Origin of the sequence: Salmonella sp. NW1250, from assembly GCF_051812965.1 — a bacterium.
Lineage (GTDB): Bacteria > Pseudomonadota > Gammaproteobacteria > Enterobacterales > Enterobacteriaceae > Salmonella > Salmonella enterica.
Genome location: NZ_JAMNDD010000015.1, coordinates 16,592 through 42,070 on the forward strand (window position 1 = coordinate 16,592; position 25,479 = coordinate 42,070).

Below are 25,479 nucleotides of genomic sequence, written 5' to 3' on the forward strand. Positions count from 1 at the left end.
AATGTTTTGCGAAGAGAATAGCAAAACCACAAAAAAACAGGGGAAATGGGCGCCATTTCCGTTGAGGATGCAAAATAAAGCGGCGTACCGCACCGCCGCGTTATTTCGTGGAAGGGTTATCCTGCTCCGGTTTGCCGTTGATCATATCGCACAACATAGAGAGCAGCATTAACCGGACTTTAAAGGGAGAGTGACTGAACACGCGTATACACCTCTTAAATTCGTTCATATAAACCTCCTGATGTTTCTATCCCATCGATCCGTGAGGGATGTCTGCATTACATACAGATATAGCACAGGCTATGTTTTATAGCTATTGCTAAAACGTTAATTTTTTGTGCCCGGACAACTCTGGTTTACAATGAGCGCTCTGTCAGCTGACGCGTTAACGCGTCACAGAAACGAGGAAGCAAAATGGGTCGTCGCGCAGGTACGCCAACAACAAAAAAAGTGACGCAATTGGTGAACGTAGAAGAACACGTTGAAGGATTTCGTCAGGTCAGAGAGGCGCATCGCCGTGAGTTGATAGACGATTACGTTGAGCTGATTTCCGATTTAATTATTGAGGTAGGGGAAGCGCGTCAGGTGGATATGGCGGCGCGGCTCGGCGTCTCCCAGCCAACTGTGGCCAAAATGCTTAAGCGCCTGGCATCGTTAGGATTTATTCAAATGATCCCCTGGCGCGGCGTTTTTCTGACGCCGGAAGGGGAGAAGCTGGCGCAGGAAAGCCGCGAGCGGCATCAAATTGTCGAAAATTTTTTACTGGTATTAGGCGTAAGCCCGGAAATCGCGCGTCGTGATGCGGAAGGGATGGAACACCATGTCAGCCAGGAGACATTAGATGCCTTTTTGGCCTTCACGCAACAGCATGGAACATCTGCAGAATGAATCTGGCCTTTTTACGGGCGCTGCGGCGTGACCGTTTTTTTCAGTTGTTGATCATTGTGGGGATGGCGTTAAGCCTGTTTGTTCCTTTTGCGCCCCGCGACTGGCCTGGCGCGATTGACTGGCACACCATTATTACCCTCAGTGGGTTAATGTTGCTCACTAAAGGCGTTGAGCTGAGCGGCTATTTTGATGTGCTGGGACGCAAGATGACGCGCCGATTTCATACCGAGCGGCAACTGGCGATGTTCCTGGTGCTGGCTGCGGCGGTGCTGTCGACCTTTCTGACAAACGATGTCGCGCTGTTTATCGTTGTGCCGCTGACGATAACGTTGAAAAAACTGTGCGCGATTCCGGTCAACCGATTGATTATTTTTGAAGCGTTGGCGGTGAACGCCGGTTCGCTGCTGACGCCTGTCGGTAATCCGCAAAATATTCTGTTGTGGGGACGCTCCGGCTTAACCTTTGCTGAATTTAGCGGGCAAATGGCGCCGCTTGCCGTCATGATGATGCTGACGTTACTGCTCCTGTGCTGGTTTTGTTTTCCGGGTAGGGCGTTACAGTACCATACCGGTACGCGTTCGCCGCAGTGGCAGCCCCGTCTGGTGTGGAGTTGCCTGGGGTTATATGTCGTTTTTCTTACCGCGCTGGAGCTCAGGCAAGAGTTATGGGGACTGGTGTTGGTGGCTGCTGGGTTTATTGTGCTGGCGCGCAGGGTGATAGTCAGCGTGGACTGGACGCTGCTGTTGGTATTTATGGCGATGTTTATTGATGTCCATCTACTAACGCAATTGCCGGCGTTGCAGGGCGTTTTCAACCAGGTTGGCGCACTGTCTCACCTGGGACTTTGGCTAACCGCTATCGGCTTGTCTCAGGTTATCAGTAATGTGCCCAGTACCATTCTCCTGCTGAACTATGTACCGGCCTCGACGCTGCTGGCGTGGGCGGTGAATATCGGCGGGTTTGGTCTGCTGCCGGGGTCGCTGGCAAATCTTATTGCTTTACGGATGGCGAACGATCGCCGAATCTGGTGGCGGTTTCATTTCTATTCGCTGCCGATGCTGGCATGGGCGGCGCTGGTGGGATATGGATTATTGCAACTGATGCCGTAAGAGAAGCCCGATAGTATCTATCGGGCTTCGCAGGCAGAGTCTGTCAGTTCAGACGAACCGGCATCCCGGAACGATCCTGAACCGCCTGTTGTACGACGGTCTGATCAACGTCAGGCTCGTTGGTGACGGCCAGGATGCTCTTATTAAGCGTGATCGGCACCGCTTCCTTACCTTCAAACTGCGCTTCCGTCGTTGATAGCGGGTTATGCACCTCAATGTAACGGCTACCGTCCGGCTCGGTGGTGGCTTTTACCGGTTCATCGATAAACTGCACGCGGGTACCGACCGGCACATTTTCAAACAGGAATTTGATATCGTCGTTGCGCAGACGTACGCAGCCGTGGCTCACGCGAAGCCCGATGCCGAAGTTGGCGTTGGTGCCGTGAATAGCATACAGGCGACCGATGTACAGTGCGTACAGACCCATCGGGTTATCCGGGCCCGCAGGCACGACGGCAGGCAGCGGCTCGCCGGCGGCGCGATATTCAGCGTGCATTTTTGCCGTAGGCGTCCAGGTCGGACCGGCTTTTTTACGTTCAACTTTGGTCGTCCAGTTGATAGGCGTGTCTTTACCTAACTGACCGATCCCAATCGGCAGGACGATAACGGTGTTTGTGCCTTTCGGGTAGTAATAGAGGCGCATTTCCGCGCTATTGATGATAATGCCTTCGTGTACGGTATCCGGCAGGATCAGCTGCTGCGGAATATTCAGCACGGTACCGCCCTTCGGCAGGAAGGTATCCACGCCCGGGTTGGCTTCCAGCATGTTGGACAGCCCCATCTGATACTCCGCGGCAAAATACTCCAGCGGCTGGGTATTGCCCTCAGGAACGGTGATGACCTGATTTTGCCCAATTAAACGGCTACCATCGGTAGGCAGCGGGTAAGTGACTGCTGAGGCTGTTTTACAAAAACCAACTACAGCGAAAGCCGCCGCGAAAAGCGTTGTTAATTTCATATTCATGTTATGCGAGATTCTGTGCCAAGCAGGCTAGTAGGTTGAGAATTCTGTCATGTTGGGAGCGCATTATAGGTGCATTCCAGTAAACAGGGAATTCAGATGTGTACGAAATCACGTTTTTTTCCTTACGGTTCAGTGTAGCCCTTTGTACAGGGCGCGATCTTATTTCAGACTTGTGGCATAATAAGCGGTTTGTCACATCTTTTTTCAGGATAAGCCTGTGTTAGTTTCCAGCAACGTTACCATGCAGTTCGGCAGTAAGCCGCTGTTCGAAAACATTTCCGTCAAATTTGGCGGCGGCAACCGTTACGGCCTGATTGGCGCCAACGGTAGCGGAAAGTCCACTTTTATGAAAATCCTCGGCGGCGACCTGGAGCCGACGCTGGGCAATGTTTCCCTCGATCCGAATGAGCGCATCGGTAAGCTGCGTCAGGACCAGTTCGCTTTTGAAACATTCACCGTACTTGATACTGTCATTATGGGGCATGGCGAACTGTGGGAAGTCAAGCAGGAGCGCGACCGTATCTACGCCTTGCCGGAAATGAGCGAAGAAGACGGCTATAAAGTCGCCGATCTGGAAGTAAAATACGGCGAGATGGACGGTTATTCCGCTGAGGCGCGCGCGGGCGAACTGCTGTTGGGGGTGGGCATCCCGCTGGAGCAGCATTACGGTCTGATGAGTGAAGTCGCGCCAGGCTGGAAATTGCGTGTGCTGCTGGCGCAGGCGTTATTCTCTAATCCGGACATCCTGTTGCTCGACGAACCGACCAACAACCTGGATATTGATACTATCCGTTGGCTGGAGCAGGTGCTGAACGAGCGCGATAGCACGATGATCATCATTTCGCACGACCGTCACTTCCTGAACATGGTTTGTACGCATATGGCGGATCTGGATTACGGCGACTTGCGCGTCTATCCGGGTAACTATGATGAGTATATGACGGCGGCGACCCAGGCGCGTGAACGTCTGTTGGCCGATAATGCGAAGAAAAAAGCGCAAATTGCCGAGCTGCAATCTTTTGTTAGCCGTTTTAGCGCCAATGCCTCTAAATCGCGTCAGGCAACGTCGCGCGCGCGGCAGATTGATAAAATCAAGCTGGAAGAGGTGAAAGCCTCCAGCCGTCAGAACCCGTTCATCCGTTTTGAGCAGGATAAAAAACTGTTCCGTAACGCTCTGGAAGTGGAGGCGCTGACGAAAGGTTTTGATAACGGTCCGCTGTTTAAAAATGTCAATTTGCTGCTCGAAGTCGGCGAGAAGCTGGCGGTACTCGGCACCAATGGCGTGGGTAAATCTACGCTGCTGAAGACGCTGGTTGGCGATCTGGACGCCGATCACGGCACCGTTAAATGGTCGGAAAACGCGCGTATTGGTTACTACGCGCAGGACCACGAATATGAATTCGAAAATGACCTGACGGTGTTTGAATGGATGAGTCAGTGGAAGCAGGAAGGCGACGACGAGCAGGCAGTGCGCAGTATTCTGGGCCGCCTGCTATTTAGCCAGGATGATATCAAAAAGCCTGCGAAAGTCCTCTCCGGTGGCGAGAAGGGCCGTATGCTGTTCGGCAAACTGATGATGCAAAAGCCGAATATCCTGATCATGGACGAACCGACTAACCACCTGGATATGGAGTCGATCGAATCGCTGAATATGGCGCTGGAGCTGTATCAGGGCACGCTGATCTTTGTTTCGCACGACCGTGAGTTCGTCAGCTCGCTGGCAACTCGCGTCATTGAAATTACGCCGGAGCGCGTGGTGGACTTCAGCGGCAACTACGACGATTATTTGCGTAGTAAAGGGATCGAGTAAGTTATTGTCTGTAACCCCGATAGCGTCGGGGTTACAGAATGTTAACAAGGTAATTTTTATTTTTTCCGAATGCAATGTGAAAATTATATATACTCTTAATATTCGATTTTAAAATTAAATGAAAGAAGAGGAACTATCATAAAAATTGCGAATATATTTTGTGGTAAACATATTGTAATGTTATTTTCTTTATAAGAATTCAAGTGCTATTTTATATTCCTTTATTGTTCAACAAAAGGAATAAATATGAGCATTTTGGAACGCTTTTTTGGCCGTAAAGAAAAAAACTCATCTAATATACAAGGTGTTTTAGTAGCGAATGCTGAAATTGATAACCCACTAAGTTTAGTTGTTGTATTTGATACTCTCCCGGAAAATAATTCAAAAGAACTCACCCGCTTGTTGCGTAATTATCATTCCAGTATGAAACAGGCAACGTGTGAACTTGTCCCTGAACTGGATTTTTTTGGTTTAGCAGGATGGGGTAAGCATGTAATATCGATGGTTGGATTTAAAACGCCTTACCCTCAGGAATCAATCGAACAATGCGTCGCGCCAGCTCATTATCCCCAGGAAGTAAAAGAGCAAGTACGGGCAACCAGTGCAAATATTATTTTATATTATAAGGGGTATGATACTTCACCTTTAGAGCAATATGTTGCGTTGGCTGTGGTTGCAGGTGCATTAAGTAACATGGGGGCTGTCGCTGTATTAAATGAATCGGCTCACACTTCATTACCTGCGGGGGTATTTAAATCTCAGGAGTTGGGTAAGCATAGTCTGGAGATGTTGCGTGAAGGTTTCCCGCTGACCTCTCTATTTTGTGGATTTGTGAAATATGAAGTTGAGGATATCGAAGGCGTATGGATGCGTACCTATGGTGCTGATTGCTTTGGGCTACCAGATTTCGCAGCACACGCACAAGGCCATCACGAAGGGCAAAAATATTCTGATATTTTCAATAATGTTCTGCGTTACCTGCTTGAAAGTGGAGCAGAAATGGCTGCCGGTCATACCATGCAAGTCGGTAAAACGACATTTATGAAACTGCGCGATCCCCTTGACGATGAATATTACTTACAGGGGCCTGGAACCACATTAGTGGTTGAACTGATTGAAGAAGATGAGTGTAATGCTCATTGAGAAATCGGGGCAATTGCCCCGACTCTCGTTAAAGTGTAAACGGCACCTTATTTTCCAGCACCGCCTGAATCACATTCAGTGCGCCTTCATGCTTATTATCATCGGTAGCGTAACGGGCGATTTGTTTAATGTTTTCTGCGGCATTGTCCATCGCAAAGGAATAACGCGCCATTTTAAGCATCTCTGCGCCATTGCCGCTGTCGCCAATCGCTACCACATTTTGTGGCGACAGATCCCAGCGTTTCAGTAACCGCGAAATACCGTTTGCTTTATGCAGGCCGGGAATAATCAGATCGATAAAGTCAAAACCACTTGTGACGGGCTTCATAATGCCATCGAGCGTAACGTGTAGTTTTTCGATCACTAACGGGATTTGTTCATCCGGTAGGTTGAGCGAAAACTTGAACAGTACGTCATCAATCTCCTGATAATCTTTTACAGGTTTCAGGCGATGGTAGTGTTTTGCCATCAGGGTAACGAGTGCTTCTGGCGCATTTTCGCTGACATATGCACTTTGCAGACCGCAGGCGACAAAATTAAGTTGCTTATTTTTCAGCAACTCGCCAATCACAATCCGCGATTCATGCCGGGTCAGTTCGGCGTGGAACAGTTGCTTGCCATGTTCGTAAACCAGTGCGCCGTTTTCCGCGACAAAAGAGATCTCATCCTTTAGCTCAGGAAAGAGCGAAATAAGCTGGTAATACTGACGCTGGCGACAACGAACTCAATGCCGCGCTTTTTCAGTTCCTGAAATTACGCCGGAGCGCGTGGTGGACTTCAGCGGCAACTACGACGATTATTTGCGTAGTAAAGGGATTGAAAGCTAAACACTGACGCCCGGTGGCGTTGTGTTTACCGGGCCTACGTATCCTGGCGCGTAGGTCCGGTAAGACGGGTGCGCCCAGACAAAGGGCGCACCGCAGTTAAGCGGGCAGGGCGGTACGACCGTCAAACGTCCATACCTAATGCCCGTTTACCGTGAATATTCAGATCGCGCAGCGTGAAGCGCCCTTCCCAGGTGGTTTCATAGTCCTCGCGCGGGAAATCGCCCGGTGATGCGCCTGTCTCCAGCGCAGCTTTCACCTTACGCGCATAGGCCAGATTCTTCTCACACATTGGCGCGGCAGGAATGTACATCACATTGCCCCAGCCCTGCTGATTTTCGACGGGGGCGACGGAGTGGATGACATCGCAATGCCACCACACGGAATCCCCGGCTTCCAGTGGCGGAATGCTGGTTAACGCCGCCATCAGTAAAGGATGCCACTGTTCAGAAATCGGCAGCACCCGGCCCGGCGCGACGCCGCATAATTCATCTTCCGGGACATCATCCAGCAGCGGGCGCAGCAGAATATACGCCATCGCTTCCGGGATAGGGACGACATGAAGCAACCCCTGACCGGGCAGCATATCGGAGAGCGCGGTCCAGCCCTGGAAGGTGCGAAATACCGAGCATTTGGTGGTGTTATCCACCGTATACTCTTCAACTTCGGTACGGTGCGCCGCATTCCACGGATCGTACTGCTCGACGTTGCCGTTAAACACGCTGGCGAATACCTGCTGATAGGCTGGCAGCAGCCAGCGTTCCAGCGCGCCGGAGTCGGTATGCGCTCCCAGTCCTTTGGATGTGGTGCCCGGCGGGCGGCGACGGATGCGATCCGGATAAATGATGCTGATATCCGGATTAAACCATCGCTTGCCGTCGTGCTCTACCTGCCACAGACGGTTGAGGAACGACTGCGCCAGCGCCATCTCTTCACTTTGGCGGGCCTGCATTTGCGCCTGCGACCAGTAGACAGGATAGATTTCAGGCCGGGAGGCGCTCAGCGTACCGAAAAAATTATCCCCCGGTCCTTTATACACCTCGTCAAAATGGTTCTTGTCCAGATAGTCGAGCATCGACTGGTCCCATGCCAGCGCCTGTTCGCGTGGAAAATGACCTTTAATCACCGCGCACCCGCGGCGCTTAACCTCGGCGCGGGTGGCATCGCTAATGTTGCCCATCGCCAGTTCGCTAAAAGGGATAATTGGCCATACCGGCTGTCCCTGCGCTTTCAGATCGTTAATTTCCGCCACCCGGGCTGCTATGGTGGCACTCAAACGGTCGAACACCGCCTGTACGTCGCCGATTTGCGCGCGTAGCGCCTGCTTCATTTGACGAATGGCCGCTTTTGGGTCGGCGGGCAGCGTTTCGTGGGTAAAAGGAGTCGTCATATCAACCTCATCATCTTTCGTTCGAAAGTAAAATTAGTTACATGTGATACTTTAAGTTAAAATAAGGTTAATGCAAGTTTAAAATATTGCAGGGGAACACAAAGAGGGAAGCGAGAGGAAAACGTAAGGTGGCCAGGACGCCTTAATGTCTTATGCGGCTATTCCTTTCGTTCAGCCACTTTTCATTCGAAATAAATTTGTGGTTCTGCTCACATTGTTATTAAAATGTTTCTGGTCGCAGTTACAGCCAGGAGCTTAAGTATGACCGTTAACGTTGTCGTTACAGATATGGACGGCACTTTTCTCGACGATGCCAAGCAGTACGATCGTGTACGCTTCATGGCGCAATACCAGGAACTGAAAAAACGTAATATCGAATTTGTGGTCGCCAGCGGTAATCAGTACTACCAGTTGATCTCCTTCTTCCCCGAGCTGAAAGACGAAATTTCCTTTGTCGCAGAAAATGGCGCGCTGGTGTATGAACATGGCAAGCAGTTGTTTCACGGGGAGCTAACCCGACATGAATCGCGTATTGTGATTGGCGAACTGCTGAAGGATAAGCAGCTTAACTTCGTCGCCTGTGGTCTGAAAAGCGCTTATGTCAGCAAAAACGCTCCCGAGACTTTCGTGGCGCTGATGGCCAAACATTATCACCGCCTGCAGCCGGTAAACGATTATCACGACATTGACGATATCCTGTTTAAGTTCTCCCTGAATTTGCCGGATGAACAAATTCCGCTGGTTATCGACAAACTGCACGTATCTCTGGATGGCATCATGAAGCCCGTCACCAGCGGCTTCGGTTTTATCGACCTGATTATCCCGGGACTGCATAAAGCGAATGGCATCAGTCGTCTGTTAAAGCGCTGGAACAGATCGCCACAGAATGTCGTCGCCATTGGCGACAGCGGTAATGATGCGGAAATGTTGAAAATGGCGCATTACTCTTTTGCCATGGGCAATGCCGCAGACAATATCAAAGCGCTTTCACGTTATCACACTGATGATAATAACCATCAAGGCGCGCTCAACGTCATTCAGGCCGTGCTTGACGGCACCGATCCCTTCTGATTAACAGGCCTGCGTAGGCCTGTTAAACGTAGCGCCATCAGGCAGTTCGGACATATTGCCGATGGCGCCAGGGAAAATTACAGCATATGTTCGGTACGGGCGATGATATCGTCCTGCGCATCCGGCGACAGCGCGGTGAAGAAGGCGGAGTAGCCTGCCACACGCACGACCAGATCGCGGTACTGGTCCGGATGTTTTTTCGCATCCAGCAGCGTTTCGCGTGACACGATGTTGTACTGAATATGCCAGCCTTTATGCACCTCAAAGAACGTCCGTAGCAGAACCATCAGTTTCTGTTTGTCGGACTCGTTTTCCAGCGTCGTTGGGTTCAGTTTCTGGTTGAGCAGCACGCCGCCGAGAATGGAACCGGTAGGTAATTTGCCTACGGAACCAATCACCGCCGTCGGGCCGAGATGATCCGTACCTGATGCAGGGCTTGCGCCTTCCGCCAGCGGCGTATGCGCTTTGCGGCCATCCGGGGTTGCCATAGTCGCGGCGCCAAATGGCACGTTTGCTGAGATAGAGGACGTACCGGCGTAATAGTTGCCGCCCACAGGGCCACGACCGTAGCGCGGGTTATGATATTGCTTCAGCTCATCAATATAGGTCTGATAAGCGCGCGCCAGCAAGGTATCGACACTGTCATCGTCGTTACCGTACTTCGGCGCGCCGTTAATCAGACGCTGGCGCAGCTGCTCATGGGTCAGTCCGTCAAAGTCATCGGCCAGCGCGGCGGCAAGCTGCTGTTGACCGATAACGCCCTGTTCGAAGACCAGTTTTTTCACGGCGGCGAGGCTGTTGCCCAGGTTGGCGATACCGACCTGGAGACCGGATACCCAGTCATATTTAGCGCCGCCTTGCTTGATACTCTTCGCGCGTTCAATACAGTCATCTACCAGCGCTGAGCACAGAATATCGTGGACGTTCTCTTCCAGCATGGTGTCGACCACATACTCAATTTCGATCGATTTGCGCGTGTAGTAGCGAATTTGGGTATCCCAGGCGGCCATCACTTCGTCAAAATTGTTAAAGTTGCCTGCGGAGAGCGCCTTTTCCTGCGGCAGAAATACCTTGCCGCTGGTGGCGTCGCGACCGCCTTCCAGCGCCGCCAGCATGACGCGGGCGAAGTTAATAAAGCTCATGCCGGTGCAGCGATAACCCCATTTCCCGCCGACGGCGGTTTCGATACAGCCGATCGCCGCGTAATCGTAAGCGTCCTGTGGTTCGATCCCCAACTTGATAAATTCCGGGATGACGATTTCATCATTGTTAAACGCCGGCATCCCAAAGCCGCAGCGGATGACCTGGACGCAGGCGTCAAGGAAATCGTTACTCATTCCGGCGTGATAACGCACACTGAGGTTGGGCTGGGTAGAACGCAGACGTCCACAGGACTCCAGAATGGCGTAAGACAGCGGATTCACTGCGTCCATTGGCTGACCGTTGATGAGATTCTGACCGCCAATGGTGACGTTTTGATATAGCGGGCTGCCTGCGGAAGCTTTAGAGTGCGAACCGGAGCGGATCTTGTTTACTTCCAGCAGTTTCAGCCAGCAGCTGTGCAGCAGTTCAATGGCGTGCTCACGATCCAGCGTCTGGTTTAGTTCGACATCGCGACGATAATAGGGGTAAAGATACTGGTCCATACGACCAAATGACACCGAGTGACCGTTAGACTCAATTTGTAGAATCAGTTGGATGAAGTAGCACAATTGCAGTGCTTGCCAGAAGGTCTGCGGCGGTTGGTGGGCGATCACCTCGCAGTTTTCGGCGATGGTAAGTAGCTCTTTACGACGGCTTTCACGGGACTCTTCGCCCGCCATCTGGCGCGCCAGCGCGGCAAAGCGCGTGATATGCTGGCTTACCGCGTCGAGCACAATATCAATCGCCTTCAGGAACTGCTCGCCATGCAGATCTTCCAGCACGGTCAGGTTGATGCGTGAGCGGCGCTCGGCGACTTTATCGCGCAGGCCATCAAGCCCTTTTTCCAGCAGCAGCGGGAAGTTCACCGCCAGGTGCGCGTCACCGGAGGTCATATTGCCTTCGGCTTTGATAATGCCAGTCGCCAGAAGCCCTTTTTGTTCATCGGTAAACATGCCGTAGCAGCGATCCTGGACGGTTTGACCGCGCCACCACGGACAGACGTCGTGCAGAATACGTTTGTTTTCTTCACTTACGGAAAAACCTGCGCCGGGCCGGTCTGCCAGGTCGTCGATCTCTTTTTCAATCCACGAGACGGTATATTCCGGGAAAATCGGCGCGGCGCGGACTTCACTTGCCTGGTTGCCGACGATCAGTTCATCGTGTTTTATCCAGATAGTGCGTTCCGCCAGGTGATGGGCCAGCGCCAGCGCACGGCGTACCGGAATCGGTTTATCCAGATGCTGCTGATACATTTCGGTATAATGCTGCGCGCGCTCGGTACAGACCGGCGGTTTCACGATATGTACCAGCGCGGTTTTGTGCGCCTTAATGCGGTCACTGAGCGTGTCCAGTTTCAGTTGGGTCATGATAATTATCCTCGTAGGGTCGCGGTTAAACCTTTTTGGCAGGCGTACTTCTGGGCAAAATCAAGTAACGCCGGCGCATCCAGTGGTTTATCCGGGGCATGATAGGGTTGACTGAGTAAGTGGTATTTATTGATGCCCAGCGTGTGGTAGGGCAGAAAATGAATTTCCCCGACGTGCAGTTCGTCGGCGGCAAAGTCGGTAATGGCTTTAATGGCCTCCTCATCGGCATTAAATCCCTGAATCAGCGGGACGCGAATCACCATTTTTTTGCCCGCGGCGGCGAGTTTCCTGAGATTTTCCAGCACCCGCGAGGCGCTGCCATCGGTCCACTGCTTAAACGGCCCGTCGGCGACATGCTTCAAATCAGCCAGAAACAGATCGATATAAGGCAGTGAGGGCGCAATGTATTTCCATGGAACATGCAGACAGGTCTCAACCGCTGTATGAATACCGGCGTCATGGCTGGCTTTAAACAGCTCTGCCGCCAGCTCCGGCTGCATAAACGGTTCGCCGCCGGAAAGCGTAAGACCGCCGCCGCTGCGATCGTAAAAAGGTTTATCGCGCAGTACCGTCGCCATGATCTCATCCACGCTTTTTATTTCGCCGCACACGGTTAACGCCTGTGTGGGGCAGCAATGCGCCAGGATGGAAAAATGGGCGTCGGTCAGTTTCTCGCGATGGATGAGCAGGCCGTTTAGCGCGCGCTCAATGACGTCCGGCGCGGCTTGCGCGCACAGGTCGCATCCTTCGAGACACAGCCGCGCGTCGTATAACAGATCCTGAGCGCGGGCGCGGCTTTCCGGGTTCTGGCACCAGCGACAGCCCAACGAACAGCCTTTGAGAAATACTACGGTACGGATACCGGGGCCATCGTGGGTGGAATAGCGCTGAATATTGAAGATCATAAACGGCCTCTCTTATTTCATATAAAGATTAAATTACTTTCGAATGAAAGTTGTCTTGATGTGCGTCAACGAATGGAGAGGTTCTGACAAAGAGGCGATAAATGAGGTACAACATCACGGTTTGAGGTTGTGGTATGGCGTTTAAGATGATGCCGCGCTGCTTGAGCCGATCGTCAGTCGGAGCTTGGGTAAGCTGGCTTTGCGTCTGATGACAGTAATTATCTGTTGATACAGCACGGCCATAAACCGTGCTTTGGTATGTTTATCCGTAAAGTGGCTACTGTCCGCAGACTTCACAGCCGGGGTTGCGCATTAACTTCATTTCGCGGAACTGACAGGTCATCGCATCGTACATGACGATTTTTCCGCTAGCGGGCTGACCGTAATGCGCCAGCAGCTTAATGGCCTCCATTGCCTGTAGCGAACCGATCACGCCAATCAGCGGCGCCATCACCCCTGCCTCTACGCAGGTCAGAGCGTTTTCGCCAAACAGACGGCTCAGGCAGCGGTAACAGGGTTCGTTTTCCCGATACGTAAAGACGGTAACTTGTCCTTCCATACGAATTGCCGCGCCGGAGATTAGCGGCACTTTCGCGGTATAGCACCCGGCGTTAAGTTGATTACGTACGCTAACGTTATCAGTACAGTCCAGTACCAGCGAATGCCCGGCAATCAGGCTGGTCATAGCGTCGTCGTCCAGCCGCGCGTTAACGGGCGTAATGGTAATATGCGGGTTGATTCGCGCCAGCGCGTCGCGGGCGGACTCTACCTTTGGCTGCCCGACCGTGGCGTCGCTGTGCAAGGTTTGACGCTGGAGATTGGAAACGGAAACGGTATCAAAATCGAGTAGCGTCAGTTGCCCGACGCCAGCGCCGGCCAGATACTGCGTTGCCGCGCAGCCGAGTCCGCCCAGCCCGACCACTAATACCCGCGCCTCTTTTAACGCTTCCTGCCCTTCAAAATCGAAGCCGCGCAGAATAATTTGTCGGTTATAGCGCAGCATCTCCTGGTCGCTAAGTTCCGCCATTACAGGCCTCCGAACAGAGCATTAAACGGCTCGACTTCCACCCATTCTCCCGGCTCAACATTGCCGCGTTCACGCTCCAGCACAATAAAGCAGTTGCCCAGACTAAACGAGCTGAAAATATGTGAGCCCTGGTGTCCGGTGGTCGTGACCTCCAGTTCGCCGTTGGCGCTACGTTGCAGGATGCCGCGCTGGAAATCGAGACGCCCCGGCGTTTTCTTCAGGCGAGATGTTGTGCGTACACGCTGGCGCGGCGGTACAGCGCTTGCCGTATTGCCGCCAAGCTTCGCCAGTAAGGGCTGAACTAGTTGATAAAACGTGAGCGCCGCAGAGACTGGATTCCCCGGCAGGCCACAGAACCAGCTATTACTGAGTTTGCCGAAGGCAAACGGTTTGCCTGGCTTGATAGCCAGCTTCCAGAAGGCGATTTCGCCCAGCTCCTCAAGGATGGTTTTGGTATAGTCCGCTTCACCAACCGAGACGCCGCCGGAGCTTATCACTACATCGGCCTGGCTGTCGGCGTCGACAAACGCGGCGCGAAGCTTACCGGGATCGTCAGGAATAATGCCTAAATTGATCACTTCGCAGCCAAGCTGTTGCAGCATCAAATGTATAGTTAGACGGTTAGTGTCATAAATTTGTCCCGCCTCCAGCGGCTGGCCCGGAAGCTGGAGCTCGTCGCCGGTCGAGAACAGCGCTACGCGCACTTTACGTACAACCTGTGCATCGGCAATTCCCAGCGACGCCAGCACTGGCAGTTCGGCAGTAGTCAGGCGCGTACCGGCCGGAAAGACCACCGCATCCTGGCGAATATCCTCGCCGCGGCGGCGGATGTTTTGTCCGCAACGAACATCGGCGGTAAAACGCACGCCGTCATCGGTTTGTTCCGTCTGCTCTTGCATAACTACCGCCTCGCAACCTGTCGGCACCGGGGCGCCGGTCATAATGCGAATGCAGGTGCCCGCAGGCCACTCTCCCTGGTAAGGCTGACCGGCAAATGCTTTGCCGGCGACGGGCAGCGGCTTATCGGCGGACAAATCCGCCATACGTACCGCATAACCATCCATAGCTGAATTATCAAAGCCGGGGACATCAAGGGGAGATACGATATCGGTCGCCAGGATGCGGCCAAAGCAGTTCACCAGCGGCAACGTTTCTACGGCGGTGAGCGGGGTAATACGTGAAAGCATCTGGGTCAGCGCCGTTTCAAGCGGCATCAATCCGGCGGAAAATTCCATGAACATACTCCTGCGAGGCAAAATCGAATCCGGCTATTATGTCAGAAAACAGTGGCGGGCAGTATGCTACCTCGGTCTTAGAGACGGCCTTGCGCCTTTACATACCTTACGCATCTTTCTATATTCAAAAATCGAATGAATAACTCACAACAATTCTGATAGTTATAGTAAAAGTTGTGTGCCACCGTTAATGGACCCTAAAAATGAATAAAGCAGTGATTGCGATTCACGGCGGCGCAGGCGCGATTGCTCGCGCGCAAATGAGCCATGAGCAGGAGCTACGCTATATCCAGGCGCTGTCAGAGATTGTCGAAAGCGGGCAAAAGATGCTGGAAGCGGGTGACAGCGCGCTTGATGTAGTGACGGAAGCGGTGCGCCTGCTGGAAGCGTGTCCGCTCTTCAATGCGGGTATCGGCGCGGTCTATACCCGAGACGAAACTCATGAACTGGATGCCTGCGTGATGGACGGCAATACCCTGAAAGCCGGAGCCGTCGCGGGCGTGAGTCATGTTCGCCATCCTGTGCTCGCCGCCAGACTGGTGATGGAGCGCAGCCCGCATGTACTCATGGTGGGGGAAGGGGCGGAAAACTTTGCCTTTTCACAGGGGATGGCGCGCGTTTCGCCGGATATCTTTTCCACCCCGGCGCGTTACGAGCAATTGCTGGCGGCGCGTGCGGCGGGCGAAATGGCGCTCGATCACAGCGGCGCGCCGCTGGACGAAACGAAAAAAATGGGTACAGTCGGCGCGGTGGCGCGGGATAAATTCGGCAATCTGGCGGCGGCAACGTCTACCGGCGGGATGACCAATAAATTGCCCGGGCGCGTCGGCGACAGCCCGCTGGTCGGCGCCGGGTGTTATGCCAACAACGCCAGCGTCGCCGTTTCCTGTACCGGAACGGGAGAGGTCTTTATTCGCACGCTCGCGGCTTACGATATCGCCGCATTGATGGAATATGGCGGACTCAGCCTTGCCGACGCCTGTGAGCGCGTGGTGATGGAAAAATTACCGGCGCTGGGCGGCAGCGGTGGATTAATCGCCGTTGATCACGAAGGTAATGTCGCGTTGCCGTTTAACAGCGAAGGGATGTATCGCGCCTGGGGATATGCCGGGGATACGCCTACCACAGGAATTTACCGGGAATAAGGAGCCGCAGGTGCCGCACAGCGATGAACTGGATAGCCGCGATGTTCTGTCCGTCAGTGGCCTGAATATCGCGTTTCACCACGAAGGGCAACAGGTAGACGCCGTGCGTAATGTGTCATTACGCCTGAAGCGTGGAGAGACTCTGGCGATTGTCGGCGAGTCGGGCTCGGGAAAATCGGTGACGGCGCTGGCGTTAATGCGGCTGATTGAGCAGTCGGGCGCGAACGTGCGCTGCGGCGAAATGCTGTTGCGTCGGCGTAATCGCCAGGTGATTGAGCTGTCTGAGCAGAGTGACGCGCAGATGCGGCGTGTGCGCGGCGCGGATATCGCCATGATTTTCCAGGAGCCAATGACCTCGCTCAACCCGGTATTTACCGTTGGCGAGCAAATTGCCGAATCTATTCGTTTGCATCAGGGCGCCAGCCACGAAGAGGCGCTGGCGGAAGCGAAACGTATGCTCGATCAGGTACGGATCCCGGAGTCGCAGGCGATTTTATCGCGTTATCCGCATCAGCTTTCCGGCGGGATGCGCCAGCGGGTCATGATCGCGATGGCGCTATCCTGCCGTCCGGCGGTATTGATTGCCGATGAACCCACCACGGCGCTGGATGTCACTATCCAGGCGCAAATTCTGCAACTTATCAAAGTGTTGCAGCAAGAGATGTCGATGGGCGTGATTTTTATCACCCACGACATGGGCGTCGTGGCGGATATTGCCGATCGCGTGCTGGTGATGTATCAGGGCGAGGCCGTGGAAACCGGCAGCGTAGAGCAGATTTTCCACGCGCCGACGCATCCTTATACCCAAACGTTGCTGGCCGCCGTCCCTCAGCTTGGCGCGATGCGCGGCCACTCGCTGCCACGCCGTTTCCCGTTGATTTCCGCTGACGAACCGGCCCTTTATGAATCGCAGATTGAGCAAGACACGGTGGTGGAAGGCGAACCTATTCTCCAGGTTCGGGGGCTGGTGACGCGATTCCCGCTGCGTAGCGGTCTCTTTAACCGCGTTACGCGTGAAGTTCATGCCGTTGAGAATATCAGTTTCGATCTCTGGCCCGGCGAAACGCTATCGCTGGTGGGCGAGTCCGGTAGCGGAAAATCGACGACCGGACGCGCGCTGCTGCGGTTGGTTGAATCCCGGCAGGGGGAGATTATCTTTAACGGCCAGCGCATTGACTCGCTGTCTGCGGGTAAACTCCAGCCGTTGCGCCGCGATATTCAATGTATTTTCCAGGACCCTTACGCCTCGCTCGACCCGCGCCAGACCGTGGGGTATTCCATTATGGAACCTTTACGGATTCATGGCCTGGGGCAGGGGGACGCTGCGGCAAAGCGCGTGGCCTGGTTGCTTGAGCGTGTCGGATTACGTCCTGAACATGCCTGGCGTTATCCGCACGAGTTTTCCGGCGGTCAACGTCAGCGCATCTGCATAGCTCGCGCGCTGGCATTGAATCCTAAAGTGATTATTGCCGATGAGGCGGTCTCCGCGCTGGATGTTTCCGTTCGCGGACAGATCATTAATTTACTGCTTGATTTACAACGGGAAATGGGGATCGCCTACCTGTTTATTTCGCATGATATGGCGGTCGTGGAGCGAATTAGCCATCGCGTGGCGGTGATGTATCTTGGTCAAATTGTTGAGATGGGGCCGCGGCGCGCCGTTTTTGAAAATCCGCAGCATCCTTATACGCGTAAATTGATGGCGGCGGTGCCGGTTGCCGATCCCTCCAGACACCGGCCGCGGCGCGTTCTGCTATCAGATGATATACCCAGCAATATTCATAAACGTGGCGAAGAGACGCCCGCCGTTTCATTACAGTTGGTCGGGCCGGGACATTATGTTGCGCGGCCGCTGCAGGATAATGCGCTCTCGCGCTTATAACATTCAGACAGGCAGGGTTTCAGGAGAACAACATGACGCAATTTATTACGCATAAATGGCTGGCGGCGCTGGGACTGGCCTCATCCATTGCGGCTTTTCCGGCCCTGGCGGCCAAAGATGTGGTGGTGGCGGTAGGGTCTAATTTCACCACGCTCGATCCGTATGACGCCAACGATACACTCTCGCAGGCGGTGGCGAAGTCATTTTATCAGGGGCTGTTTGGCCTGGATAAAGACATGAAGGTAAAAAACGTCCTAGCGAAAGGCTATACCGTTTCTGATGACGGTCTGACCTACACCATTACCCTACGGCAGGGGGTGAAATTTCAGGACGGCGCGGATTTTGATGCGGCGGCGGTGAAAGCGAATCTCGATCGCGCCAGCAATCCGGATAACCACCTCAAGCGTTATAACCTGTATAAAAATATCGCAAAAACGGAGGTCGTCGATCCGGCAACGGTAAAAATTACCCTGAAACAGCCGTTCTCCGCTTTCATTAATATTCTGGCGCACCCGGCGACGGCGATGATCTCGCCGCAAGCGCTGGAAAAATATGGCAAGGATATTGGTTTTCATCCGGTCGGTACCGGTCCATACCAGCTTGAAACCTGGAATCAGACCGACTTTGTCAAAGTGAAGAAGTTCGCCGGTTACTGGCAGCAGGGCTTACCCAAGCTGGATTCTATTACCTGGCGTCCGGTTACTGACAACAATACCCGCGCGGCGATGCTGCAAACCGGCGAAGCGCAATTTGCTTTTCCTATCCCTTATGAGCAGGCCGCGTTATTGGCGAAAAATAAAAACCTCGAACTGGTCGCCAGCCCGTCCATTATGCAGCGTTATATCAGTATGAATGTGACGCAGAAGCCGTTTGATAATCCTAAGGTGCGTGAGGCGTTGAATTACGCTATCAATCGTCAGGCGCTGGTTAAAGTGGCGTTTGCCGGATACGCCACGCCGGCGACGGGCGTGGTGCCGCCGTCGATAGCCTATGCGCAAAGCTATCAGCCATGGCCCTATGATCCGGCTAAAGCGCGCGAACTGTTGAAAGAGGCGGGGTATCCAGACGGTTTCAGTACCACGCTGTGGTCATCGCATAACCATAGCACCGCGCAAAAAGTGTTGCAGTTTACCCAACAGCAACTGGCGCAGATTGGCGTTAAAGCCCGGATAACCGCGATGGACGCCGGCCAGCGCGCCGCGGAAGTCGAGGGCAAAGGGCAAAAAGAGAGCGGCGTGCGAATGTTCTATACAGGCTGGTCGGCGTCGACGGGCGAAGCTGACTGGGCGTTATCGCCGCTCTTCGCATCACAAAACTGGCCGCCGACGCAGTTTAATACCGCTTTTTACAGCAACAAGCAGGTCGACAGCGATTTGGCGGCGGCCTTAAAGACCAACGATCCGCAGGAGAAAACACGATTGTACAAAGAGGCGCAGGATATTATCTGGAAAGAGTCGCCCTGGATACCGTTGGTGGTGGAGAAATTGGTTTCTGCGCACAGTAAAAATTTGACCGGTTTCTGGATTATGCCGGATACCGGTTTCAGCTTTGACGATGCGGATTTGAAGTAAGTAATGCGATGGGGCTGGATGGCGCGCGCGTTGTCCGCCATCCGGTAAAAGGTTCGTGTGATGCTTAACTATGTTCTCAAGCGCCTGCTGGGATTAATTCCTACGCTGTTGATTGTGGCAGTGCTGGTGTTTTTATTTGTTCATTTGTTGCCCGGCGACCCGGCGCGGCTGATAGCCGGACCGGAAGCCGACGCGCAGGTGATCGCGCTGGTTCGTCAGCAGCTGGGGCTTGATCAGCCGCTTCATGTCCAGTTTTGGCATTACATCACCCATGTTTTACAAGGCGATTTCGGGACGTCAATGGTTTCCCGCCGCCCGGTTTCTGAGGAGATCGCCAGCCGCTTTTTGCCGACGCTGTGGCTGACGATAACCAGTATGATATGGGCGGTGCTGTTTGGCATGGCGATCGGCATCGCCGCCGCCGTGTGGCGTAATCGCTGGCCTGACCGGGTAGGAATGACGCTTGCCGTGACCGGCATTTCTTTCCCGGCTTTTGCGCTGGGAATGTTGTTAATGCAGATTTTTTCCGTGGATCTGGGCTGGCTACCGACCGTGGGGGCGGATAGCTGGCAACATTATATTTTACCCTCCCTGACGCTTGGTGCGGCGGTGGCATCAGTCATGGCGCGTTTTACGCGCTCCTCGTTTGTCGATGTGCTGAGCGAGGATTACATGAGGACCGCGCGGGCGAAAGGCGTTAGTGAAACGTGGGTGGTGTTAAAACATGGCCTGCGCAATGCGATGATCCCGGTCGTCACCATGATGGGACTGCAATTTGGCTTTCTGCTTGGCGGATCGATCGTCGTCGAAAAAGTGTTTAACTGGCCGGGGCTTGGGCGATTACTGGTCGACTCCGTCGACATGCGCGACTACCCCGTGATTCAGGCGGAAGTGCTGCTGTTTTCTCTGGAATTTATTCTTATCAACTTAGTGGTGGATGTCCTCTATGCCGCCATTAATCCGGCTATCAGGTATAAGTAAGGATGCGATTATTTAACTGGCGCCGTCAGGCGATTTTACATGCTATGCCGGTGATAAAACCCGACCAGATACGCACGCCGTGGCGGGAGTTCTGGCGTCGTTTTCGCCGCCAGCATGTCGCGTTGGTCGCCGGGGGATTCGTACTGGCGTTAATTCTGGTGGCGATTTTTGCCCGTTGGCTGACGCCCTACGATGCGGAAAACTATTTTGACTACGATAGCCTGAACAATGGCCCCTCTTTGCAGCACTGGTTTGGCGTTGACTCGCTGGGAAGAGACATCTTTAGCCGGGTTCTCGTTGGAGCGCAGATCTCACTGGCGGCGGGCGTGTTCGCGGTATTTATCGGCGCGATAATCGGTACGGTGTTGGGATTGCTGGCGGGATATTATGAAGGCTGGTGGGATCGTTTTATTATGCGCATTTGCGATGTGTTGTTCGCCTTCCCCGGCATTTTGCTGGCGATTGCCGTTGTGGCGGTGTTAGGCAGCGGTATTGCTAATGTGATCGTTGCGGTGGCGATTTTCTCTATTCCGGCGTTTGCACGTCTGGTGCGCGGAAATACCCTGGTCTTAAAACAGCAGACGTTTATTGAGTCTGCCCGCAGTATCGGCGCCAGCGACACGACGATTTTGTTTAGCCATATCTTGCCGGGGACGGTCTCGTCAATTGTGGTTTTCTTTACGATGCGTATCGGTACGTCAATTATTTCCGCGGCAAGCCTGTCATTTCTCGGGTTAGGCGCGCAGCCGCCAACGCCGGAGTGGGGAGCGATGCTTAATGAAGCGCGGGCGGATATGGTCATCGCGCCGCACGTAGCGCTCTTCCCGGCGGTGGCGATTTTCCTGACTGTGCTGGCGTTTAACCTGTTAGGCGACGGGTTGCGCGATGCGCTGGACCCGAAGATTAAGGGGTAAGCCAGCCCGGTGGCGTTGACGCCTGGCGGGCCTGGAACGGGCTCGCCAGGCGGGATAACACATCCGGCACCCGCGCCGGGGGAGGTGGCGTTAAACCCGACTGCCCCACAAATCATATTCGTCGGCGTTTTCCACTTTCACGCGCACGATATCGCCCGGCTTGACGTTGGTTTCGCCGTTCAAATAGACCGCGCCGTCAATTTCCGGCGCATCCGCCATGCTACGCCCGATAGCGCCTTCTTCGTCAACCTCATCGACGATCACCAGAATTTCGCGGCCCACTTTTTCCTGCAAGCGCTCAGCGGAGATTTGCTGTTGCAGTTGCATAAAGCGGTTCCAGCGCTCTTCTTTCACCTCTTCCGGCACCTGATCCGGCAGCTCATTCGCGCCTGCGCCTTCCACCGGGCTGTACTTGAAGCAGCCTACACGATCGAGGCGCGCCTCTTTCAGGAAGTCGAGCAGCATCTGGAAGTCTTCTTCCGTTTCGCCGGGGAAGCCGACAATAAAGGTGGAGCGTAGGGTCAGTTCCGGGCAGATTTCGCGCCACTGCTTAATGCGCGCCAGCTGGCGGTCAACGGAACCAGGACGTTTCATCAGTTTAAGAATCCGCGGGCTGGCATGTTGCAGCGGAATGTCCAGATAAGGCAGGATTTTGCCTTCCGCCATTAGCGGAATCACATCATCAACGTGTGGGTAGGGGTAGACGTAGTGCAGACGTGTCCAGACGCCCAGTTTTGATAACTGCTCGCACAGGCTCACCATACTGGTTTTCACCGGTTCGCCATTATGGAATCCGGTGCGGTGCTTCACATCTACGCCGTAGGCGGAGGTATCTTGCGAAATCACCAGAATCTCTTTGACCCCGGCATCAACCAGACGTTTCGCTTCGCTTAATACGTCGCCAATCGGGCGGCTGACCAGATCCCCGCGCATCGACGGGATGATGCAGAACGTGCAGCGGTGATTACAGCCTTCAGAAATTTTCAGATACGCATAATGGCGCGGCGTCAGTTTTACACCCTGTTCTGGTACGAGGCTTAAAAATGGATTGTGCTTCGGCTTCGGTACGTAATGATGTACGTGCTGCAGAACTTGCTCATAGCTATGCGGCCCGGTGATTTCCAGTACTTTCGGATGCACTTCGCGGATCTGATCTTCTTTTGCGCCCAGGCAGCCGGTGACGATTACCTTACCGTTTTCGTTCAGCGCTTCGCCAATGGCTTCCAGTGACTCTTGTACCGCGCTGTCAATAAAGCCACAGGTATTAACGATAACCATATCCGCATCGTCATAGCGTGGCACAACGTCATAGCCTTCGGTACGCAGCTCAGTCAGGATGCGTTCCGAATCAACGAGGTTTTTCGGACAGCCCAGGGAAACGAAGCCGATCTTTGGCTGGTGGGTTACATTACTCATAGCTTAAAAAGTGTTCATTTATTGGAATGGTCAGGGCAGGGATTCTACAGATATCCGAACAAAAATTGTATCGTAATCTCATCGGGAGCGGCGGCATCAACCGTTGTGGTTATCAGCAAAAGGTGAAAAAGGGCAATTCTAAGAAAATTCTTGATCTCTGACACCCCTTTGTCTAAAAAACGACCATACTATTAAGTTGAACCCTGGTAGAAAAGAGGAGGAAAAAAGGTATGGTCGTTGACAGACTGAGAACCGATCTTCTCAACAAGCTGATAAACGCGCGTATCGATCTTGCCGCTTATCTGCAATTGCGAAAAGCGAAGGGGTATATGTCAGTCAGCGAAAGTGACACTCTGCGTGACAATTTTTTTGAACTGAATCGCGAGCTCCACGATCACGCTTTACGGCAGGGACTGCATCTCGATCAGGAAGAGTGGAACGCGCTGCGCCGTGCCGAAGGCGCGCTTGCAGCCGCCGCCGTTTGTTTAATGAGCGGACACCATGATTGTCCGACCTTTATTGCCGTCAACGCAGATAAACTTGAAAACTGTCTGACAACTTTGACGCTGAGTATTCAGAGTCTGAAAGCACATTCACCGCTTACACAGGTCTGAATAAGGGGGAGGCGACTCCCCCTTTTTACCGGACCGCGCCGTTTAATGTTTTGTAAAAATAAACCGACCTCTTGCGATGCTGACTACGCTTTAACGCAGAGCCCTGAAGGAGGCGGTATGCGTCGAATACTTCTCGCGATAGTTTCATTCTCTCTTTTCTCTTCATGGGCGAACGCCAATCTTGCGCCGGTGAACGTTGAGGTGCTGCAAACCCGACTCGATCACCCGTGGTCGCTGGCTTTTTTGCCGGATAACCGTGGGATGCTCATTACCCTGAAAGGGGGACAACTGCGCCACTGGCAGACGGGGAAGGGACTTTCCGATCCGCTGGCTGGCGTACCGAAAGTGTGGGCAAACGGGCAGGGAGGTTTGCTGGACGTCGTGCTGGCGCCTGACTTTGCCCAGTCGCGCCGCGTCTGGCTGAGCTATGCTGAAGCTGACCGCGAAGGAAACGCCGGTACGGCAGTCGGTTTTGGACGGCTGAGCGACGATCTTCAGCGTCTGGAGCATTTTCGTACCGTGTTTCGCCAGATGCCTAAGCTGTCTACCGGCAACCATTTCGGCGGACGTATGGTATTCGATGCGCAAGGGTTTCTTTTTATTGCCCTGGGTGAAAATAACCAGCGCGCTACCGCGCAGGATTTGGATAAATTACAGGGTAAGCTGGTGCGCCTGACCGGGCAGGGCGAAATTCCGCCGGATAATCCGTTTGTGCATCAGGCGGGCGCGCGTTCGGAAATCTGGTCTTACGGTATTCGTAATCCGCAGGGGCTGGCCATCAATCCCTGGAGCGGCGCGCTATGGCTGCATGAACACGGTCCGCGCGGCGGCGATGAAATTAACATCCCGGAAAAAGGCAAAAATTATGGCTGGCCGCTGGCCACATGGGGCGTCAACTATAGTGGTCTGAAAGTGCCGGAAGCCAAAGGTGAAATTGTCGAGGGAACGGAGCAACCGGTTTACTACTGGAAGGATTCTCCGGCGATCAGCGGGATGGCTTTTTATGCCAGCGACGTTTTTGCGCCGTGGCGGCACAAACTGTTTATCGGCGCGCTAAAAGATAAAGAGGTCATTGTGATGCGCGTCGATGGCAATACGGTGACGGAAGAAGGCCGTATTCTGGGTGACAGAAAGCAGCGTATTCGGGATGTGCGTGTCGGACCTGACGGCTACTTATATGTGTTAACCGATGAGTCCGACGGGCAGTTACTCAAGGTAAGTCCTGCAGTCACGCGTTAGGTCACCGGGATCATCACCACTTTGCGAAAAGCAGGGCGCTCGGTAAGCTGCTGATACCAGCGTTCCAGATTCGGGCGCGGCGTCCATTTCAGACCCACGTTCAGCAGGTTATAGACGAAAGGCGCAATAGCGATATCGCCGGTGCCAAAGTTATCCCCGGAAAACCACGGCTGGTGGGCCAGCGCATCATCAAGAAGCGCAAACAGGCTGTCACACTTTTCGATACCGGCTTCAATTGCCGCCTGATCGCGTTTTTCCGGCGGGGTTCTGACCAGTCCCATCAGGATCACGCGGTGCGCCGGGCTTAACGTCTGATTCGCCCAGTCCATCCATTTTTCGCCCTCCGCACGCCGCGCCGGATTATCAACCCATAGCCGGTTCTGGCCGTATTGCGCCGCCAGATAGCGGACAATGGCATTGGATTCCCACAATAACAGGTCGGTTTCATCATCTTTAAGCAGCGGCACCAGCCCATTAGGATTCATCGCCAGATAGTCGGCATCCTGGTTAACGCCGAATTTTCCGCCTGCCAGAATTTGATCGTATGGCAGTTCCAGCTCTTCAAGCGTCCACAACACTTTTTTAACATTAGTCGAGTTGTTCCGGCCCCACAGCGTAATCATATTAACCCCTTCCGTTTTATCAGGATGATGACAGTAATCGGCCTACCGTGAGATAAACCTAACATTTACACAATGGTCTGTAAAAAAATCGTTATGAAGGAAGCGTAACGGGATGTTATTGCATAAACTTTAAAAACTTTACCAAGTTACGGTTTCTTTAACGTCGTGAGTGCGTTATTACTCACCGCACTTATTACACGGTGGTGTGACGTGTGTTT

21 protein-coding genes and 2 pseudogenes are annotated in these 25,479 nt (G+C 53.5%); 13 read left to right on the plus strand and 10 right to left on the minus strand.

Annotated features, from left to right (window positions below):
* Nucleotides 1–100: 100 nt before the first annotated feature.
* Nucleotides 101–229 (minus strand): manganase accumulation protein MntS, encoded by a 129-nt coding sequence (gene mntS / locus NBA72_RS20815; RefSeq protein WP_001001755.1) that lies wholly within the window; start codon nucleotides 227–229, stop codon nucleotides 101–103.
* Between the two features lie 185 nt (nucleotides 230–414).
* Between mntS and mntR the strand changes: the two genes are divergently transcribed.
* Nucleotides 415–888: a manganese-binding transcriptional regulator MntR gene (mntR, locus tag NBA72_RS20820; protein ID WP_000533542.1), complete on the plus strand. Its 474-nt coding sequence runs from the start codon at nucleotides 415–417 to the stop codon at nucleotides 886–888.
* Nucleotides 885–1,997, plus strand: a complete 1,113-nt coding sequence (locus NBA72_RS20825) for an anion transporter (protein WP_023181375.1) — start codon at nucleotides 885–887, stop codon at nucleotides 1,995–1,997. Before mntR ends, NBA72_RS20825 begins: the two co-directional genes overlap by 4 nt.
* 43 nt (nucleotides 1,998–2,040) lie before the next feature.
* Here the strand turns inward: NBA72_RS20825 and ldtB are convergent, their stop codons facing one another.
* Nucleotides 2,041–2,961 (minus strand): L,D-transpeptidase, encoded by a 921-nt coding sequence (gene ldtB, locus NBA72_RS20830; RefSeq protein WP_001056404.1) that lies wholly within the window; start codon nucleotides 2,959–2,961, stop codon nucleotides 2,041–2,043.
* 217 nt (nucleotides 2,962–3,178) lie between these two features.
* On the opposite strand from ldtB, the gene NBA72_RS20835 reads away from it, so the two are divergent.
* Both NBA72_RS20835 and NBA72_RS20840 read left to right on the plus strand, forming a co-directional pair.
* Complete coding sequence (locus tag NBA72_RS20835; protein ID WP_000961479.1) at nucleotides 3,179–4,771, plus strand: ABC-F family ATPase; 1,593 nt, start codon at nucleotides 3,179–3,181, stop codon at nucleotides 4,769–4,771.
* A gap of 399 nt (nucleotides 4,772–5,170) precedes the next feature.
* On the plus strand, nucleotides 5,171–5,914 hold the full coding sequence (locus NBA72_RS20840) for a DUF4261 domain-containing protein (RefSeq protein ID WP_010988985.1): 744 nt from the start codon (nucleotides 5,171–5,173) through the stop codon (nucleotides 5,912–5,914).
* 28 nt (nucleotides 5,915–5,942) lie between these two features.
* Here NBA72_RS20840 and NBA72_RS20845 read toward each other — a convergent pair.
* Nucleotides 5,943–6,667: pseudogene (locus NBA72_RS20845) on the minus strand (Cof-type HAD-IIB family hydrolase); the annotation flags it as partial.
* On the opposite strand from NBA72_RS20845, the pseudogene NBA72_RS20850 reads away from it, so the two are divergent.
* Nucleotides 6,658–6,741, plus strand: a pseudogene (locus NBA72_RS20850) (hypothetical protein); the annotation flags it as partial. The pseudogenes NBA72_RS20845 and NBA72_RS20850 overlap by 10 nt on opposite strands.
* A 121-nt stretch (nucleotides 6,742–6,862) precedes the next feature.
* On the opposite strand, the gene NBA72_RS20855 reads toward NBA72_RS20850, so the two are convergent.
* Nucleotides 6,863–8,128 carry a DUF1479 domain-containing protein gene (locus NBA72_RS20855; RefSeq protein ID WP_001586229.1) on the minus strand — a complete coding sequence of 422 codons (1,266 nt, stop codon included), beginning with the start codon at nucleotides 8,126–8,128 and terminating at the stop codon, nucleotides 6,863–6,865.
* A gap of 261 nt (nucleotides 8,129–8,389) precedes the next feature.
* Between NBA72_RS20855 and NBA72_RS20860 the strand changes: the two genes are divergently transcribed.
* Complete coding sequence (locus NBA72_RS20860) at nucleotides 8,390–9,199, plus strand: Cof-type HAD-IIB family hydrolase (RefSeq protein ID WP_000217910.1); 810 nt, start codon at nucleotides 8,390–8,392, stop codon at nucleotides 9,197–9,199.
* Between the two features lie 77 nt (nucleotides 9,200–9,276).
* Here NBA72_RS20860 and NBA72_RS20865 read toward each other — a convergent pair whose 3' ends face one another.
* The 4 genes from NBA72_RS20865 to moeA all read right to left on the minus strand — a co-directional run bounded on the left by NBA72_RS20865 (nucleotide 9,277) and on the right by moeA (nucleotide 14,876).
* A complete protein-coding gene (locus NBA72_RS20865; protein WP_000192661.1) occupies nucleotides 9,277–11,709 on the minus strand; it encodes a glycyl radical protein in 2,433 nt (810 codons plus the stop codon).
* Between the two features lie 5 nt (nucleotides 11,710–11,714).
* The gene (locus NBA72_RS20870) at nucleotides 11,715–12,614 is read right to left on the minus strand and encodes a glycyl-radical enzyme activating protein (protein ID WP_000576947.1); all 900 of its coding nucleotides are present in this window, start codon (nucleotides 12,612–12,614) and stop codon (nucleotides 11,715–11,717) included.
* 277 nt (nucleotides 12,615–12,891) lie between these two features.
* Entirely contained in the window at nucleotides 12,892–13,641 is a 750-nt protein-coding gene (gene moeB, locus NBA72_RS20875; protein WP_000829286.1) for a molybdopterin-synthase adenylyltransferase MoeB, read from the minus strand.
* Nucleotides 13,641–14,876, minus strand: coding sequence for a molybdopterin molybdotransferase MoeA (moeA, locus tag NBA72_RS20880; protein WP_000395784.1), 1,236 nt, complete (start codon nucleotides 14,874–14,876; stop codon nucleotides 13,641–13,643). Before moeA ends, moeB begins: the two co-directional genes overlap by 1 nt.
* Nucleotides 14,877–15,079: 203 nt before the next feature.
* Between moeA and iaaA the strand changes: the two genes are divergently transcribed.
* From iaaA to gsiD, 5 genes are read left to right on the plus strand one after another with little or no spacing between them, the layout of a single operon-like run.
* A complete protein-coding gene (iaaA, locus tag NBA72_RS20885; RefSeq protein ID WP_001030490.1) occupies nucleotides 15,080–16,021 on the plus strand; it encodes a beta-aspartyl-peptidase in 942 nt (313 codons plus the stop codon).
* A gap of 10 nt (nucleotides 16,022–16,031) precedes the next feature.
* Nucleotides 16,032–17,903 (plus strand): glutathione ABC transporter ATP-binding protein GsiA, encoded by a 1,872-nt coding sequence (gene gsiA, locus NBA72_RS20890; RefSeq protein WP_001120594.1) that lies wholly within the window; start codon nucleotides 16,032–16,034, stop codon nucleotides 17,901–17,903.
* 32 nt (nucleotides 17,904–17,935) lie between these two features.
* Nucleotides 17,936–19,474, plus strand: coding sequence for a glutathione ABC transporter substrate-binding protein GsiB (gsiB, locus tag NBA72_RS20895; protein ID WP_000191440.1), 1,539 nt, complete (start codon nucleotides 17,936–17,938; stop codon nucleotides 19,472–19,474).
* A gap of 60 nt (nucleotides 19,475–19,534) precedes the next feature.
* Nucleotides 19,535–20,455, plus strand: a complete 921-nt coding sequence (gene gsiC / locus NBA72_RS20900; RefSeq protein ID WP_000936066.1) for a glutathione ABC transporter permease GsiC — start codon at nucleotides 19,535–19,537, stop codon at nucleotides 20,453–20,455.
* Between the two features lie 2 nt (nucleotides 20,456–20,457).
* Nucleotides 20,458–21,369, plus strand: coding sequence for a glutathione ABC transporter permease GsiD (gene gsiD / locus NBA72_RS20905; RefSeq protein ID WP_001236020.1), 912 nt, complete (start codon nucleotides 20,458–20,460; stop codon nucleotides 21,367–21,369).
* 90 nt (nucleotides 21,370–21,459) lie between these two features.
* On the opposite strand, the gene rimO is transcribed toward gsiD, so the two are convergent.
* Entirely contained in the window at nucleotides 21,460–22,785 is a 1,326-nt protein-coding gene (rimO, locus tag NBA72_RS20910; RefSeq protein WP_000073317.1) for a 30S ribosomal protein S12 methylthiotransferase RimO, read from the minus strand.
* 230 nt (nucleotides 22,786–23,015) lie between these two features.
* On the opposite strand from rimO, the gene bssR reads away from it, so the two are divergent.
* Both bssR and NBA72_RS20920 read left to right on the plus strand, forming a co-directional pair.
* Complete coding sequence (gene bssR, locus NBA72_RS20915) at nucleotides 23,016–23,399, plus strand: biofilm formation regulator BssR (RefSeq protein WP_000259651.1); 384 nt, start codon at nucleotides 23,016–23,018, stop codon at nucleotides 23,397–23,399.
* Between the two features lie 117 nt (nucleotides 23,400–23,516).
* On the plus strand, nucleotides 23,517–24,638 hold the full coding sequence (locus NBA72_RS20920; RefSeq protein WP_024157309.1) for a PQQ-dependent sugar dehydrogenase: 1,122 nt from the start codon (nucleotides 23,517–23,519) through the stop codon (nucleotides 24,636–24,638).
* On the opposite strand, the gene NBA72_RS20925 is transcribed toward NBA72_RS20920, so the two are convergent.
* Entirely contained in the window at nucleotides 24,635–25,261 is a 627-nt protein-coding gene (locus NBA72_RS20925) for a glutathione S-transferase family protein (protein ID WP_000631907.1), read from the minus strand. The genes NBA72_RS20920 and NBA72_RS20925 overlap by 4 nt on opposite strands.
* Nucleotides 25,262–25,479: the final 218 nt, after the last annotated feature.

Excerpts from the sequence above, each read along its gene's own strand:
- mntS (WP_001001755.1), bottom strand. The coding sequence starts at position 229 with ATGAACGAATTTAAGAGGTGTATACGCGTGTTCAGTCACTCTCCCTTT.
- mntR (WP_000533542.1), top strand. The coding sequence starts at position 415 with ATGGGTCGTCGCGCAGGTACGCCAACAACAAAAAAAGTGACGCAATTG.
- NBA72_RS20825 (WP_023181375.1), top strand. The coding sequence starts at position 885 with ATGAATCTGGCCTTTTTACGGGCGCTGCGGCGTGACCGTTTTTTTCAG.
- ldtB (WP_001056404.1), bottom strand. The coding sequence starts at position 2,961 with ATGAATATGAAATTAACAACGCTTTTCGCGGCGGCTTTCGCTGTAGTT.
- NBA72_RS20855 (WP_001586229.1), bottom strand. The coding sequence starts at position 8,128 with ATGACGACTCCTTTTACCCACGAAACGCTGCCCGCCGACCCAAAAGCG.
- NBA72_RS20860 (WP_000217910.1), top strand. The coding sequence starts at position 8,390 with ATGACCGTTAACGTTGTCGTTACAGATATGGACGGCACTTTTCTCGAC.
- NBA72_RS20865 (WP_000192661.1), bottom strand. The coding sequence starts at position 11,709 with ATGACCCAACTGAAACTGGACACGCTCAGTGACCGCATTAAGGCGCAC.
- NBA72_RS20870 (WP_000576947.1), bottom strand. The coding sequence starts at position 12,614 with ATGATCTTCAATATTCAGCGCTATTCCACCCACGATGGCCCCGGTATC.
- moeB (WP_000829286.1), bottom strand. The coding sequence starts at position 13,641 with ATGGCGGAACTTAGCGACCAGGAGATGCTGCGCTATAACCGACAAATT.
- moeA (WP_000395784.1), bottom strand. The coding sequence starts at position 14,876 with ATGGAATTTTCCGCCGGATTGATGCCGCTTGAAACGGCGCTGACCCAG.
- iaaA (WP_001030490.1), top strand. The coding sequence starts at position 15,080 with ATGAATAAAGCAGTGATTGCGATTCACGGCGGCGCAGGCGCGATTGCT.
- gsiB (WP_000191440.1), top strand. The coding sequence starts at position 17,936 with ATGACGCAATTTATTACGCATAAATGGCTGGCGGCGCTGGGACTGGCC.
- gsiC (WP_000936066.1), top strand. The coding sequence starts at position 19,535 with ATGCTTAACTATGTTCTCAAGCGCCTGCTGGGATTAATTCCTACGCTG.
- gsiD (WP_001236020.1), top strand. The coding sequence starts at position 20,458 with ATGCGATTATTTAACTGGCGCCGTCAGGCGATTTTACATGCTATGCCG.
- rimO (WP_000073317.1), bottom strand. The coding sequence starts at position 22,785 with ATGAGTAATGTAACCCACCAGCCAAAGATCGGCTTCGTTTCCCTGGGC.
- bssR (WP_000259651.1), top strand. The coding sequence starts at position 23,016 with ATGGTCGTTGACAGACTGAGAACCGATCTTCTCAACAAGCTGATAAAC.
- NBA72_RS20920 (WP_024157309.1), top strand. The coding sequence starts at position 23,517 with ATGCGTCGAATACTTCTCGCGATAGTTTCATTCTCTCTTTTCTCTTCA.
- NBA72_RS20925 (WP_000631907.1), bottom strand. The coding sequence starts at position 25,261 with ATGATTACGCTGTGGGGCCGGAACAACTCGACTAATGTTAAAAAAGTG.